7 protein-coding genes and 1 pseudogene are annotated in these 15,588 nt (G+C 56.5%); 4 read left to right on the top strand and 4 right to left on the bottom strand.

Annotated features, from left to right (window positions below; genetic code table 11):
* The first annotated feature begins 151 nt into the window (after positions 1-151).
* The 4 genes and pseudogenes from ABGT88_RS01460 (at position 152) to ABGT88_RS01445 (ending at position 10,562) form a co-directional block, all read left to right on the top strand.
* Positions 152-2,371, top strand: coding sequence for a family 20 glycosylhydrolase (locus ABGT88_RS01460; RefSeq protein ID WP_346700009.1), 2,220 nt, complete (start codon positions 152-154; stop codon positions 2,369-2,371).
* A 182-nt stretch (positions 2,372-2,553) separates the two neighbouring features.
* Positions 2,554-8,226 carry a TIR domain-containing protein gene (locus ABGT88_RS01455; RefSeq protein ID WP_346700007.1) on the top strand — a complete coding sequence of 1,891 codons (5,673 nt, stop codon included), beginning with the start codon at positions 2,554-2,556 and terminating at the stop codon, positions 8,224-8,226.
* A gap of 572 nt (positions 8,227-8,798) precedes the next feature.
* Positions 8,799-9,992: pseudogene (locus ABGT88_RS01450) on the top strand (carboxypeptidase-like regulatory domain-containing protein); the annotation flags it as partial.
* Positions 9,993-10,262: 270 nt separating this feature from the next.
* Positions 10,263-10,562 carry a T9SS type A sorting domain-containing protein gene (locus tag ABGT88_RS01445; protein WP_346702796.1) on the top strand — a complete coding sequence of 100 codons (300 nt, stop codon included), beginning with the start codon at positions 10,263-10,265 and terminating at the stop codon, positions 10,560-10,562.
* 201 nt (positions 10,563-10,763) lie between these two features.
* Here ABGT88_RS01445 and ABGT88_RS01440 read toward each other — a convergent pair whose 3' ends face one another.
* The 4 genes from ABGT88_RS01440 to ABGT88_RS01425 all read right to left on the bottom strand — a co-directional run bounded on the left by ABGT88_RS01440 (position 10,764) and on the right by ABGT88_RS01425 (position 15,536).
* The gene (locus ABGT88_RS01440; protein ID WP_087409486.1) at positions 10,764-12,125 is read right to left on the bottom strand and encodes a TIGR00341 family protein; all 1,362 of its coding nucleotides are present in this window, start codon (positions 12,123-12,125) and stop codon (positions 10,764-10,766) included.
* Positions 12,126-12,169: 44 nt separating this feature from the next.
* A complete protein-coding gene (locus tag ABGT88_RS01435; protein ID WP_298662285.1) occupies positions 12,170-13,672 on the bottom strand; it encodes a lipopolysaccharide biosynthesis protein in 1,503 nt (500 codons plus the stop codon).
* Between the two features lie 20 nt (positions 13,673-13,692).
* Positions 13,693-14,718, bottom strand: coding sequence for a Holliday junction branch migration DNA helicase RuvB (gene ruvB / locus ABGT88_RS01430; protein ID WP_087409484.1), 1,026 nt, complete (start codon positions 14,716-14,718; stop codon positions 13,693-13,695).
* A gap of 65 nt (positions 14,719-14,783) precedes the next feature.
* Positions 14,784-15,536: a lipopolysaccharide kinase InaA family protein gene (locus ABGT88_RS01425; RefSeq protein ID WP_346700004.1), complete on the bottom strand. Its 753-nt coding sequence runs from the start codon at positions 15,534-15,536 to the stop codon at positions 14,784-14,786.
* Between the last annotated feature and the right edge of the window lie 52 nt (positions 15,537-15,588).

Raw genomic sequence — 15,588 nt, 5'->3', positions numbered from 1 at the left:
ATATTTACGTATCTTTACTTGCTCAGAAAGCCCCGCAAGAAAGAATACAAACGTAAATCCATAAGAAACAACAAGTTAATATCATCTGAAAAACATTCTACACGATACCGTTATCTCCCGATTTTTCAAATTTAAAAACCATAAAGTGCTTATGAAACATGACATCATTCTACGAGGGAAACGACTGGTAGCCCTGCTGGTAACCATTTGTTCCCTCTCGACGGCCTGGGCCGGCGAACTCAACCTGATACCCAAACCGCTCCGGGTCGAAGAGGGCGAAGGCCACTTCGTGCTCACCGCCAAGGCGACCATCGGCTACGATGCCGCACTCGAGGAGCAGGCCGAATATCTGCAACAGCTGCTCGGTCAGTCGACCGGCTGGGACCTGACGCTGAAACCCGAGGCCCGCAAGGCGACCATCCGCCTCGAACTGAAACCGGGCGAGGTGGGCCACCCCGAAGGGTACCGCCTGACCGTGACCCCCAAGAGCATCACCGTGACGGGCGAAGACCGCGGGGGTGTCTTCTACGGCATACAGACGTTGCTGCAACTCTTCCCGACCGAGGTGTACAGCGACCGTCGCCAGCACGATGTCGTGTGGTCGGCTCCGGCCGTAACGGTATTCGATGCTCCCAACCGTCCGTGGCGGGGCATGATGCTCGACGTGGCCCGCTACTTCTACCACAAGGATTTTGTAAAGAAGTATATCGACATGATGGCCATGTACAAGCTCAACAAACTGCAGCTGCACCTCATCGACGACTCGGGTTGGCGCCTCGAAATCAAGAAGTATCCCCGCCTCACCGAGGTGGGAGCCTGGGCCGGTACCGATGCCAAGCGTCTGGGCGGATACTATACCCAGGAAGATATCAAGGAGCTGATTGCCTACGCCCAGGTGCGCAATGTCGAGATTATCCCCGAGATTGAGTTCCCGGCCCATATCCTGTCGGCCATCGTGGCCTACCCCTGGCTCAGTTGCACCGGCCTGCAACACGAGGTCCCCACGCAACACTTCATCAGCAAAGACCTGCTGTGTGTGGGAAAAGAGAGCTCTATCCAGTTCCTGCGCGATATTCTGGACGAGACGGTGGCTCTCTTCCCCAGTGCCTACATCAACATCGGCGGCGACGAGGCCAACTATGTGCGGTGGGAATCGTGTCCCCACTGCCAGGCAATCATCCAGCGAGAAGGATTGAAAAAGGCCTCGGACCTGCAAGGCTATCTGACCAATGTCGTGGCCGAGATGATGAAAGAGAAGAACCGCACCGTCGTAGGGTGGGAAGAGATTCTGCTCCGGGGCGAGGTAAAAACGCCTGTCGTAGGGGTGTTCTGGCACAATGTGGCCGACACCATCGAGGCGACCAAGGCCGGACACAAGGCCATACTCTCACCGGCCACGCACATGTATTTCGACTTCCCCGAGAGCTCGACTCCCGGCGAGGTGAAAGCGGCTACCTGGATGCCCCCGATTTCGGTCGAGAAGTGCTACGGCATGGAGGTCAACGACTACTCCCCCGAGTCGACCGTACTCGGTGTGCAAGGCTGCTTCTGGAGCGACCAGTTCATCCACGGAACCGTGCTGCAAGAGATTGATTGCCTCGACGAGAACCGGTCGGAAAACTATGCCGAGTACCTCACCTTCCCCCGTCTGCTCGCCCTCTCCGAGGTAGCCTGGACCCCGCAAGCCGCCCGCAACTACCCCGACTTCAGCTACCGCCTGGCCACTCACTTTGCACGGCTCGATGCCAAGGGGTGCCACTACCGCGTACCCGAACCTCATATCGAGAAGATGGAGACGGTCGATAACGGAGCCCTGCGATTCACCCTGACTCCGGCCATCGACCAGGCTGTCATACGCTACACCACCGACGGTTCCTATCCCACGGTACACTCGCCCATCTACACCGGCCCGGTAACGGTAGCCGACAAGAGCGACTTCCACGCCATCACCGTAGTGACCGACACCCACTACTCGCTGCCCATCTACTTTGCCCCCGACTACTCAGCCTACAAGCCGTACGGCGAGTTCACCGCCGAATGGAAACCCCTCATCGTCCAGACCCAAAAGGCCCCGTGGAGATTCGAGTGCACGGGCAAGATTGCCGGGAACGGCGACTACGTCATCACCTTCATTCCCACCAAGGGCGAAAACTCGCTGCAACTGGGCGGACTGAAACTCTACAAACGTGACGAACTGCTGGCCGAGGTAGCCCAATCGTCGACCTCCGACTCGAACGATGGTACCACGGCATACCGGTTCTCGGTCAACGAGTTCGAAGCCGGCACCCCCTTCTTCATCGAGGTCGAGGCCTGGGGCGAAGGCGGCAACGACACCTCGGGACTGGTATTTATCCGCAAAGAGGCCCAATAAGCTCCTCCATAAATTCTACACAAAAGGCTGCCCGCAGGCAGCCTTTTGTGTTATAGAACATAATGCCATCCCGACGGTCTGGAGCCGAAAAGAATTATCTTTGTTACGATAGATATCATAATCACACACCCTCTCTATTTATAACAATCGAATAATACAACAACAGATAAATCTTACATGCCATGGCTAAAGCTCGCATTTTCATCAGTTATGCCCACGAAGACAAGGAGTGGGTTCTCGAAGGTCCCGGTAATATTCACCTCATTCCCCGCATCAGACGCCACACCAGCCCCGACGCCGAAATATGGTTCGACGAAGGTTTGGTCATCGGCGAAAAGTGGGACGAAGAGATTCACAGCCACATCGTCCAGGCGCACATCTCCATTCTGCTCATCAGCGAGAGCTTCGTCTCGTCGGACTATATCGTCAACAAGGAACTGGTATGGATACGGGAGCAGGTCGAGCAGAACGACATGAAAATCGTGCCTCTGCTCATCGGCAACATCACCGAGAAGTCAAAGCGCATCATCGACTGGATTTACCAGCGGCAGATTCACCCCTCGGAGACGCAGCCCCTGTGCAACTACCTCAACGACAAGGCCCAGTGGGACCACATGATTACGAGCATCCTCAACATCATCGACTCGAAGATAGACCAGGCACTCGAGGCACAACTGCTCAGCGAGCGTCAGCCCGAGCCCCAACCAGCTCCGCTCCGGACCGAATTTCGCCCTACCAGTGCTGCGGCCGAAGGGGGTGAAGGAAAGAGCCCCAACAAGGTGGCAGCCACCGGCAGCGGAGTCAGCCCGGCCATCTACCAGGAGGCCGTGAAGCTCTACCGCAACCACAAATACAAAGAGGCCTCGGAGATGCTGTTGAAGCTGGCCGTCGCCAACAACATCGAGGCTCAGCATCTGCTCTGCGACATCCTCTGCAACAAGGTGCGGGGCTACCAGTTGTGGCCCGAAATTCTGGATACCTTCCTTCCCTATGCCGAAGAGGGCATGGACTTCGCCCAGGTCATCGTGGGGAGGGTCTACTATCGGGGCAGCCTGAAAGGGCGCGACTACGGGAAGGCCTACGAATGGTTCCAGAAAGCGGCCGAGAAAGGCAACTCCTACGCCCAATACCTGCTGGGCAACATGTACGAAAACGGCATCCATGTCGAGCAAAACTACGACACGGCCCTCTCCTACTACAAAAATGCCGCCGCCCAGAACAACATCATGGCCCTGGGCGAGATTGCCTACATGAAGGAAAACGGCTACGGCCTGCCCATAAACCGGGAAGAGGCCGAAAAGACATATCGCCAACTGGCCGAAGAGCGCGACGACGAGTGGTCGATGATCAAGCTCTCCTACCTCGAGATGGAACGGGGCAACTCGGACAAACGACTCGAGTGGATACAGCGCGCCCTCGACAAGGAGTATATCGACGCCTACTTCGAACTGGGCCTTCTCTATCAGTTCGACGAGAAATACCAGGACCTCGAGAAGGCACAACAAGCCTACTACCGTGCCGCGCAGATGGGGAACCCCGACGGCATGAACGGGTTGGCCCTCATCTACTACAACATGCCCGACAACAAAGGCAATTCCCAGGCATTCCGCTGGTTCACCAAGTCGGCCGACCTGGGCGACAGCCTCGGGCTCTACTACCTGGCCACCATGTACGAAGGGGGCTTCGGCACCCCGGTCAACAAGCCGAAGGCCTGGAGCCTCTATCTGGCCTCGGCCGAGCAGCGCTTCTCGCCCGCCTACCTCAAGATAGCCCAACTCATTGAGAGCGGAGAGGCCCCCGCCTCCTTCGCCGGCCGCGAGCTCGAGTTCTACATCAAAGCTGCCAAGCGCAACGACATCGATGCCATCCACGAGGTCATCCGCCACATCCAGGACGACCCCGACCGCCTGAGCGAACTCTTCGACTGGTGCAAGCGGGGCGCCCAACTCAACGACGGCATCTGCCTCTGCAAACTGGGCGAGCTCTACTTCTACGGCCGCGGCACCGAGATGGACGAATTCAAGGCGATGGACTACTTCCGCAAGGCCGAGGCCCTGCAAATCCCCGACGCCTACTACTTCCTGGGTTTGGCCTACTACGAGGCCAAGGGGGTAGTCAGCCCCAACCTGCAGAAGGCCGAGGAGTATTTCCAGAAAGCGGCCGAGGCTGGATATGTCGACGCCATCAAGGCCATTGCCGAACTCTACATGCAGTCGGGACAGGAAAACGGATACGAAAAGGCCATCGCCTATCTGACCCATATCGCCGAGGGCGAACATGCCGACATTGCCTACGAGGGACTCATGCGCATTGCCGTCGAGAAGATGACACCCCAGGACTATGCCGCCCCCCAGGCCAGCGAACTCTACCAGAAGGCCCTGAAGTTCGAGCAGGCCGGCCGACAGGCAGGCATGACCCAGAGCCTCAGCCACGAGTTTCTGCAACGTGGCATCGACCTGTGCGACATCGAACGGTACACCGAGGCCATCGCCCCGCTGCTGCAAGCGGCTCAGATGGGTGAAGCCGAGGCGGCCAACCGCTTGGGCGACATCTACTTCTACGGCACCGGGGTCGAGGTCGACTACGAACAGGCCTACTACTGGTTCTCCAATGCCGCCCAAAGCAACAACGCCTACGCCCAATACTCCCTCGCTTTCATGTACATGAAGGGGCTCTTTGTCGAGCAGGACCATGCTCAAGTCATCAAATACATGAAACTCGCCGCCGAAAACGGCTACACCGAGGCCCAGAAAAACATGGGCGAATACCATTACTACGGCTCTTTCGGCTGTCGTCGCGACATGAAGGAGGCCATCAAATGGTACGAGATGGGCGCCCGCAACAACGAGCCTACCTGCCTCTTCACCCTCGGCCTCATCTACGAAGAGGGCGACGGCGTGCAGAAAAACATACTCAAAGCCACCGAATGGTACCAGCGGGGAGCTAACGCCGGTATCCCCTCGTGCCTTTACCGGCTGGGCATGCTCATGATTGAGAAAGAGGTTGCCGGTGAGACCGAAAAGGGTTTCAGTCTCATACAACAGGCCGCCGAGGCCGGATACTCCTACGCCCAGAACTACATGGGCAAAGCCTACCGCTTCGGCTGGAATGTCAAGGTAAACCCCGTGAGGGCCACCAACTGGTTTACCAAGGCGGCCGAGCAGAATCTGCCCGACGCCATGTGCAACCTGGGCGACATGTACTCGGCCGAAGACGGGCTCACCGTCGACTACGAAAAGGCGCTCTACTGGTATGGAAAAGCGGCCGAGGCCAACCACTACCGGGCCCTGACCGAGCTGGGCGACCTCTACTATGCCGGCAAGGGGGTAGAACGAGACTTCGCCAAAGCGCTGGAATATTACCTGAAGGCCTGCGACGAGGGCTATCCCTACGCCTTCTACTCGGTAGGATTCATGTACCTGCGCGGCCAGGGGACCGCCCCCAACCGCGAAAAGGCGATGGAATACCTGAGCCAGGCGGCCGCCATGGGCAACGAGAGCGCCTTCCAGCTGCTCAACCAGATGGAGGCCGACCAAGCCTCGCCCGACGAAGAGCAAGGGGTAGACCCCTTTGCCAAACAGGCCTACCTCGACGCCCGTCAGGCGCTCGAGGCGAAAGAGACCGAACGGTATGTCAATCTGCTCACCCAGGCGGCCAATCTGGGATACATCCAAGCCTTGAACGACCTGGGCGACCTCTACTTCAACGGCGAGTCGGTACCCGCCGACATGGCCAAGGCCTACGACTACTTTGCAAAAGCCTCGCAAAAGGGGTCGGGCTACGGTTCGTACAGTTGCGGGTTCATGCTCCTGCGCGGAGCCGACGAGGTGCCCCGCGACATCGACAAGGGGCTGGCCATGCTCCGTCTGGCCGTTGAGCAAGGCTACACGGCCGCCAACCGCGACCTGGCCCGATACTACGACATGCTCGATACCGAGGAGGGGGCCCGGCAGGCTCTCGACTACTACCAGCAATACATCGAAGAGTATCCCAAAGATGCCAGTGCTCTGATTCACATCGGGCTCATCTACGAGACCGGGCTGGGGGTTCCCTGCGACATCGAACTGGCCAAGAAGTACTACGAACGCGCCGCCGAATACGACGAAACGGGACAGGCCAACAACTTCCTGGGAGGTATCTACATGAATGCCGAGGAGAACGACGAAAACGAGCGGATGGCAGTCTACTACCTGCAAAAGGCTATCGAGCAGGGCGACTCCAACGCCATGCGACGCTTCTGTTACTACCTGCACAACGGACGCGGCGGCCTGCAGCCCGACAGCCAACGCGAGGTCGCACTCCTCACCGAAGCCTCCCGACGGGGCAACCACCAGGCCTCTTTCCAACTGGGTCTCCTCTTCGAAGGGGGTATCGAAGGGATAGAGCCCAACCCCGAAGCGGCTATCCGATACTACCAGCTGGCGGCCGACAACGGTGTAGAGGCGGCCATCAACAAGATAGGCGAGCTCTACCTCTTCGGCGAGATTGTCCCCGCCAACATCTCCAAAGCCATCGCCTGCTTCTCGACGGCCTCGGACAAGGGATACGGCAAGTCCTCCTACTGGCTGGGGCGCCTCCACACCGACGGCATCGGGCAACTCGAAAAGGATACCCGCAAGGCAATCGAATACTACCAGAAGGCCATCGCGCAAGGCTTCGAGAATGCCCGGGAGTGGCTCGAACAGCTGCAACAGAACCTGGTCGACGAGAACACCAGCGAGGTCGAGATTCCCGACAAGAGCGACGACGAACTGTTCAACGAGGCCAAGGAGGCTCTCGACAAGGCTCAGTTCAAGACGGCCTTCGCCTACTTCTCGCACCTGGCGGAAAAGGGTCACGCCGAGTCGTTCAACCAACTGGGCGACATGTATTTCTACGGCCGGGGCGTCGCTGCCGACGAGACGAAGGCGCTCGAACTGTACAAACAGGCAGCCGAGCGCGACAGCGTCTACGGCTACTTCAACCTGGGGTTCCTCTACTGGAACGGTCCCAACGAAATACATGACCCCCAACTGGCACTGCAATACCTGAAAAAAGCGGCCCAACGGGGATACACCTACGCCCTGGGCTTCATCGGCGACATCTACCGCAACGGCCCCGACGAGATTCGCGACTATGCCGAGGCCAAACGTTACTACCAGAAGGGTATCGATGCCGACGAGATAAACGCCATCAAAGGCATGGCCTCGCTCTACATGATGGGGCAAGGCGTTCCCCAGAACAACGCCATGGCCGCCTTCTACCTGCGAAAGGCTGCCGACAAGGGCAACGCCTGGGCCATGTACCATCTGGGACGCATCTACTACTTTGGCGAAGGCGTAGCCCGCAACATGAAGGTGGCCCTCGACTATCTGCAAAAGGCCTACGATGCCAACTACCCCGAGGCCTGCTGCCTGTTGGGGCTGCTCTACGAACAAGGTACCGCAACGGCCCAGAATATCGAGTTGGCCAACAAGATGTACCTCAGAGGGTGCGAACTGGGCGACTCGGGCTCGATGCGCTACCTGGCACTCAACTACCTCGAGGGCAAAGGTCTGCCCAAAGATTACAAACGAGCCTGCTCCTACCTAGCAAAGGCCGTCGAGCACGGAAACATGTCGGCCCGCATCGACCTGGCCCAAATGTTTTTCTACGGACAAGGCACGCAACAAGACCCGGAGAAAGCCTACGACCTGCTGGAACCCTGCCTGAACGAGAAGTATGGCCGGGCCTATCAGGTACTGGGCGAAGCTTTTGAATACGGACTGGGAGTCGAGCAGAATTACCCGCAGGCCAAAAAACTGTATCAACAGGCGCTCGAACTGGGATACGAAGATGCCCAACAGGCACTCGACCGCCTCGACAAATACTGTTGAGCACAATAATCCCATTCGGGGAAAGTGCACGGTTCCCTCTTGAAACAAAGACCTCGCTACTTTCAAATTGAAACCAAACTTCCTCGAATCGTCCAATAGAGAGTCGTAACAAGCCCGCAAATGCGGAACCTGTTACGGCTCTTTCGATTTATCACTTGCAAACTGTCAATCAACACTTTCCCCCTTTCCTACTCAAGGGCCATACCGGCTCTACCCGCCTGTATCAACAGGTATGCGAGAAATCCAATTTTATGTTAATATTCGCAAACCCAAATATTAACAGTAAATTTTTGTAAAATAGTTTTAACCTGTATAATTTTTTTGTCGAATTATACCTTACGAGAGTTATGTACCTATTCTAATTATTTGAAAAACAAGATATAAAGAGGAATCTAATCATATAAAAATCTAATAAGTGTTCTATGGTATTTAAACTGAAAATGACAGGAGCAAACTGTGTGTTGCTTTGTGCCGCTTTATTTTCTTCCAGCCTGACAGCTTATGCAACCGAAAAGAGCGCGGATTCCATGGCCGATTCATCGGCTTCGGGAGTCGTGCAAGGAAAGATTGCTGTCTCTGGAACCGTCAAGGATAAGAATGGCGAGCCGTTAATCGGCGTAAGTGTAGTGGAAAAGGGAACGACCAATGGCATGATTACCGACTTGGACGGAAACTTCGGTCTGTCGGTTTCGAGTCCCGAAGCCGTACTCGAATTCAGCTACGTCGGCTACAACCCCGTGAGTGTGAAGGTAGGCGACCGTACCTTCTTTGCCATCGAGATGGGCGAAAGCACCCAGAATCTCGACGAGGTCGTGGTAACGGCTCTCGGTATCAAACGTGAAAAGAAGATGTTGGGCTATGCCGTGCAAGACATCAAGGCCGACAAACTGAACACGACCGGCGACCCCTCGGTCATCGGAGCCTTGAGCGGCAAGGTGGCCGGTCTGCAAATGAACACAGCCGGCACCGGTTTGAGCGGTTCGACCAAGATTACCCTGCGCGGTAACTCGTCGTTGACCGACAACAACCAGCCGCTGTGGGTTGTCGACGGTGTACCCTTCAGCGACAACAGCAGCTCCGACGCTTCGCTCTTCGGCGGTGTCGACCGGGGAGGCTCGGCTGTCGACATCAACCCCGAAGACATCGAGTCGATCTCGGTACTGAAGGGCCCGAATGCAGCCGCCCTCTACGGTTCACGAGCCTGAAACGGTGTCATCCTCATCACCACGAAACGCGGTGTCAAGGAGAAAGGATTCGGCGTCACCTACTCGGGCAACTTCACCTGAACCAGCGTAGCCTCTTCGCTCGAGCAGCAGACCACCTACGGACAAGGTAAAGGCGGCGTATTCGACCCGAACGTATTCGAGAGTTTCGGCGCCCCGCTCGACGGCCACACCTATACCGGCTGGCTGGGTCAGGAGCTGCAGTACAAGGACTACGGCAACAAGTTCGACCAATATTTCAACACCGGCTTTACCCAGACCCACAACGTAGCCATCGGCAAGGCCGAAGAGAACTACAACTACCGGGCCTCGTTCGGCAGCACCGAGAGCCAGGGCCTCTTCGACGGCGAGGGGTTGAGCAAAATCAACATCGACCTCAAGGCCGGCATGAAGATGAACAAATACCTGAGCATGGACTCGAAAATCTCGCTGAGCCGCACCAAGGCCACCGACCGTCCCCAATACGGTAAGGGCGGCGAGGTATACCAACAGCTCTACATTCCCCGCAACATCCCGTTGAACGACCTGAAGACCTTCCGCAGCGACACCCAGCGTCACATCTACTACGTGAACCCCACGTTGCAGGAGTTGAACCCCTACTACACGAAGAGTGTCAGCCGCTTCCAGGCCTACTTCCTGGAGCCCGACAATATCGAGTCCGCACTGCCTACCGAAGTGAAATTTGAAGTTTCGGAAAACGGTACCGACTTCGATGTTGTCAACACCGCAGCCGCGGGTACCGACGTGTCGTACAACCTGCCCAAAGCCCGCGACGCCAAGGCTGTAGCCTTTACCATCGGCCTCGGATTATGGATGACTACCCCGATTGCCGAACTCGAAGTCTATGGCAAGGATGGAACGGCTATCGACGAGATTACGGTAAGCCGCGTACTGGTAGCTCCCAACCCCGTCAACCAGGGCCAAAAGATGGCCGTAGCTGCCGACCAGGCCGAAAGCATCGAAATCTATTCGATGCAGGGTGCTTTGGTGAAAGCCGAACGGGCCGAAGAGACCATCACCTTCGTCTCGACCGACGACCTGACGCCGGGCATCTACTTCATGGTTGTCAAGGGTGCCGACTACACCGAGACCGTGAAAGTGATCGTGAAGTAATCCCCAAACACACCGCGCAGCCCCTCGGGGTTGCACGGCCCATTACATAGAGAGAACCCTAAAAGTCCTGAGAGACTTTTAGGGTTCTCTGCTTTTATACAAGGGTTTGACAGGTACGAGAGGAAATAACTCGGGACCCAAGGTACAGGCGATTGCCAAGCCTCAACGATAGCCATGCGCTACGCGGCACGGCTATCCGGCTCAATGCTCCAGAACGAGCTGTACCTTTTTGGCTCCCAACCGGGCCTGCAACCACTCCTGAAACTGCTTCTGCTCGGTGGCCGAGAAGGCTCGCGAGTAGCGCACGACGGCCAGCGTGGTGGTATCGCGCACATCGGTCTCGATGCTGCTGAAGATAGTTTTCGAGATGGCAATATCGGTGACGTTGGGGAAAAGCACCTTAATCTCGGGAGCCACCGAAATACCCACCGAGTCGTATTGCTGGTAATGCGAGGTCACATTTTCCAGCGAGTCAATCACCTGCTGCTGGCGGGTTATCTGCTCCTGGTTGTGCAGATAAATATCCTTGAACATCGTACTGCTGAGCGTCGTCATGTCCATCGAGTTGGAGCCGTATCCCTGACGAACCTCTAGCACGGCGCCTCCCAGACCATACTGCGGCAACCGCGCCTGGGCCACGGCGATGGAATCCTGCGGTATCTCGGCCCCCACCAGCGACACCCGTATGATGCGCTTGCCATGCTCTATCTCGGCACTCTTGCTCAACACCTGGGTATCGGGGTAGTTGAAGTTCTGCGAGACAAACCGTGCGGCGGCGACCTCGAAAAAGTTCTCCTTCACCATGTTGTAGGTGAGGTAGATGCTGGGGGCCATCGTGAGGATAAGAATCGTATAGACAATGCGCTCGACCTTTTTGCGGCGCTCGTCATCGACAAACTCCTTCTTCGAATACTTCATCAGCTTCACCCCCAGCGTGGTGGCAAAGGCAATGAACACCGAGTTGATGAAAAAGAGGTAGAAGGCCCCGAAGAAATAGTAGAAGTTGCCCGTGGCCAACCCGAATCCGGCCGTACACAGGGGCGGCATCAATGCTGTGGCAATGGCCACACCGGGCAGCACGTTGCCCTTCTGCTTCGACGACATGGCCACGATGCCGGCCAACCCGCCGAAGAAGGCGATGAGCACGTCGTAGATGGTGGGCGAAGTACGGGCCAGCAGCTCGCTGCGGGCTTCGTTCAGGGGCGAAATCCAGAAGTAGACGGTCGAGGTAATCACACTGAAGAGTGTGGCCACCGCCAGGTTGCGGAACGACCGCTTGATGAGTTCGTAGTCGTTGATGCCCAACCCCAGACCTATACCCATAATGGGGCCCATGAGGGGCGAAATCAACATGGCGCCGATGATGACCGCCGCCGAGTTGGTGTTCAACCCCAGCGAGGCGATAAATATGGCAAAAACCAGAATGAGGATGGTCGAGCCCTTGAACTCTACCCCGGCCCGGATAGCCTCTACCGAGGCGGCTTCGTCCTCTCGATCTTGGCTCATGTCGAGGTAGTGGGTCAAAAATCGTTTGACCGAATCGATAAAATTGGAAAATGTCATAGTCTAAACTATTAGGATAGTCCTGCGTGCCTCCCGCACGGGTTTCACGACCTGGACACAAAACGATTCAATACCGGAATTTCGCGCAACGGCAAATCGTGGCGGAACAGATAGATCAGGAACAGGGCCAAGAGCACCGTGCGGAAGGCCAGGCGCAACACCAGCGACTCGATGGGCACCAGAGTACCTACCGCATAGAGAACGGCCGTGAGCAGCGTGTAACGCAGCGCATTGCCCAGCTCGTACTTGATGGGATAGACCCGTTGCCCGATGAAGAACGAAGCCAGCATCATGCACAGGTAGCAGACAAATGCCGCCCAGGCACACGCCATATAGCCGTAACGGGGCACACCCACGATATTGATTACCGCCGTAATGGCAAACCCGAACAGCGAGAACCAGGCCCCCCACTGCGTGCGGTCGGTGAGCTTGTACCACAACGACAGGTTGAAGAAGATGCCGAAGAAGAGTTCGGCCAGCATGACGATAGGCACCACCTTCAACCCCGTGCAGTAGGTCGCCGGCATGAAGAAGCGCACGATGTCGATATAGAACATCACCGCCAGGAAGATGAAGAGGCCGAAGATGATAAAATATTTCATCGCCTCGGAATAGGACTTCTTGTTCTCGTTGCCCGCCTCCTTGTTACGCGCAAAGATGAAGGGCTCGTAGGCAAATCGAAAGGCTTGTGTAAACATCACCATCACTATCGCAATCTTGTAAACTGCCCCGTATATACCCAGTTCCGACATGGCGTCGGGGCGACTCCCTGCCAGCACAGGATAAAACATCTTATCGAAGGTTTGGTTCATGATGCCGGCAATTCCCAGAATAAGCAACGGGAAGGAGTATTTGAGCATGCGCGACAGCAGACGGCCGTCGAACCGATAGCGCACCCGGAATATCTCGGGGAAAAGTACCAGCAGCACCACGCCCGAACTGATGACGTTCGACACCAGGATATACCCCACCAGGAAGTCGGGGTCGAAGAACCACGAAATCCACTCGGGGTGAATGCCATAGAGCCACGGGCAGAGCAGGATGAAAAAGAGATTCAACGCGATGTTGAGAAAAATCGACAGCAACTTGACGGCGGCAAACCGGATGGGCCGGCGCTGGTAACGCAGGTAGGCAAAGGGCAACGCCGTGAAGGCATCGATGGCGATAATCAGGGCCATCATCAGCACATAATCTTCATGCCCGGGATAGCCCAGCAGCCTCGACAGCGGCGAGAGGAAGAGCCACACGAGCACGAAAAAGAGGGTCGAGGTGGTAGCCAGCGAGATGAGGCCGGTGGTGTAGACCTTCTGCGGGTCTTTCTCCTCCTTGTCGTTGGCAAAGCGGAAGAAGCCCGTCTCCATGCCGTAGGTGAGAATGATCAACAGCAAGGCCATGTAGGCGTAGAGGTTGGTCACAATACCATACTCGGCCGTGGTCTTCAACACGTTTACATAGAGGAATACAAAACACCAGTTGAGAAACCGCCCCAATATACTGCTCAAACCGTATATTGCGGTATCCTTTGCCAAACTCTTCATGCCGGCCATAAGCGTCTACATTTTTTCGATTAAAACAATGTACCCTGTTCCGAGAGGCGGTGACGATTCAAGTGGGTATAGGCCAAGTCGGTCACCTCGCGTCCCCGGGGCGTACGTTTGATAAATCCCTCTTTGATGAGATAGGGCTCATACACCTCCTCGAGCGTACCGGGGTCCTCGCCCAGTGCCGTAGCTATCGTGGTGAGCCCCACGGGGCCGCCCTTGAACTTGTCGATGATAATTGAGAGTATCTTGTTGTCGATTTCGTCGAGACCGTACTGGTCGATATTGAGCGACTCGAGCGCATAACGGGCTATCTCGAGGTCGATACTGCCCGACCCCTTCACCTGGGCAAAGTCGCGTACCCGCCGTAACAGGGCGTTGCCGATACGGGGTGTACCGCGGCTGCGCATGGCTATCTCGGTAGCCGCTTCGCGGGTGCAGGGTACCCCCAGCAGGCTCGACGACCGCTCGATGATGTGCGTCAGCACAGCGTGGTCGTAATACTCGAGGTGACAGTTAATCCCAAACCGGGCCCGCAACGGGCTGGTGAGCAAACCGCTGCGGGTGGTGGCACCCACCAGCGTGAAGGGATTCAGCTCGATCTGTATCGACCGGGCACTCGGCCCCTTGTCTATCATGATGTCGATGCGGAAATCTTCCATCGCCGAGTAGAGATACTCCTCCACCACGGGACTCAACCGGTGTATCTCGTCGATAAAGAGCACGTCGTTCTCCTCGAGCGAAGTCAACAGACCGGCCAGATCGCCAGGCTTGTCGAGCACCGGTCCCGATGTGATTTTGAACCCCACGCCCAACTCGTTGGCCACGATATTGGCCAGCGTCGTTTTACCCAACCCGGGAGGGCCGTGCAGCAACACATGGTCGAGGGGCTCCTGACGCATGCGGGCGGCCATCACGAATACCCGCAGGTTCTCGATTATCTTGTCTTGCCCGCTGAAGTCGTCGAACGACAAGGGACGCAACGCCTTCTCGAATTCCCGTTCGGTATCCGATATTCTCTGTTCTCGTATGTCGAAGCGATTATTTTCCACAGATGTTTTACGTTCACCGCATTTCGACAGCAAACTTAGCAATTTATTTTGTGATTCCCGCTATTTTACGAGGCTAAACTCTTGTGACGGCGCTTCAGCTCCTCTTTCCGCTCGATGCGCGACCAGAACTCGCGATAGGCCACCAGGGCCTCGTCGACCGAACGCTGCGGGTCCCAACCCCGCAACCGGGCATACTCGGCCACCACGTAGCGCACAATGGCCTCGTCGTGGCAGAAGCGGCTGAAGTTGGCCAGACACATCTTCGGGGTCATGGCGTGAAATCGCATGCGGTTGAGGTCGAGAAGCGAGAATCGTATCTGCCCGTCTTGCTTGTCGAACAAGATATTCCCGGCCGAATAGTCGAGATGCTGCACCCCCTTCTCGTGCAACTCGACGGTAAAGGCGGCAAAAGCCTTGAGTATATCTTCGCGCCCTGCTACGCCACCGCCGTCGAACTCGCGCATCATGCGGGTATAGGGACAGGTCTCCGACACGAAATACGAATGCCACAACAGTCCGCCCCGCTTCATCTCGATATAAGCGATCGGAGCCGGAGTCTCTATGCCCATGGCCCGCAGCCTGAGGGCATACTTGTAGGCTCGCTCGGCCTTACTCGGGCGGAAAAACGTGTAGGCTATCCGATTGATGAAAATCGGTACCTTGTACCCCTTCACCACATAGTTCTGCCCCTCGTACGAAAATTGACGAAGCTCGTTACGAGCCTTGTAGATACACTCGCCCAACGTAGGGAATGCGAGCGGCAGTTGCTGCATAAACTTCTCGAGCCGGCGATATGCCGGATTCAATACCAGTTTCATCTTCTTCCCGAATAATTATTTATCAACTAAACGTACCGGGGAATTTCGGGTT

This window comes from Barnesiella sp. An22 (genome assembly GCF_963931395.1).
In the GTDB taxonomy this organism is placed as follows: domain Bacteria; phylum Bacteroidota; class Bacteroidia; order Bacteroidales; family Barnesiellaceae; genus Barnesiella; species Barnesiella merdigallinarum.
This window is presented reverse-complemented; position numbering and strand designations above follow the sequence as displayed.

Bases quoted from the DNA above. Each gene is read 5' to 3' on its own strand.
- ABGT88_RS01460 (WP_346700009.1), top strand. From the start codon at position 152: ATGAAACATGACATCATTCTACGAGGGAAACGACTGGTAGCCCTGCTG.
- ABGT88_RS01455 (WP_346700007.1), top strand. From the start codon at position 2,554: ATGGCTAAAGCTCGCATTTTCATCAGTTATGCCCACGAAGACAAGGAG.
- ABGT88_RS01445 (WP_346702796.1), top strand. From the start codon at position 10,263: ATGACTACCCCGATTGCCGAACTCGAAGTCTATGGCAAGGATGGAACG.
- ABGT88_RS01440 (WP_087409486.1), bottom strand. From the start codon at position 12,125: ATGACATTTTCCAATTTTATCGATTCGGTCAAACGATTTTTGACCCAC.
- ABGT88_RS01435 (WP_298662285.1), bottom strand. From the start codon at position 13,672: ATGGCCGGCATGAAGAGTTTGGCAAAGGATACCGCAATATACGGTTTG.
- ABGT88_RS01425 (WP_346700004.1), bottom strand. From the start codon at position 15,536: ATGAAACTGGTATTGAATCCGGCATATCGCCGGCTCGAGAAGTTTATG.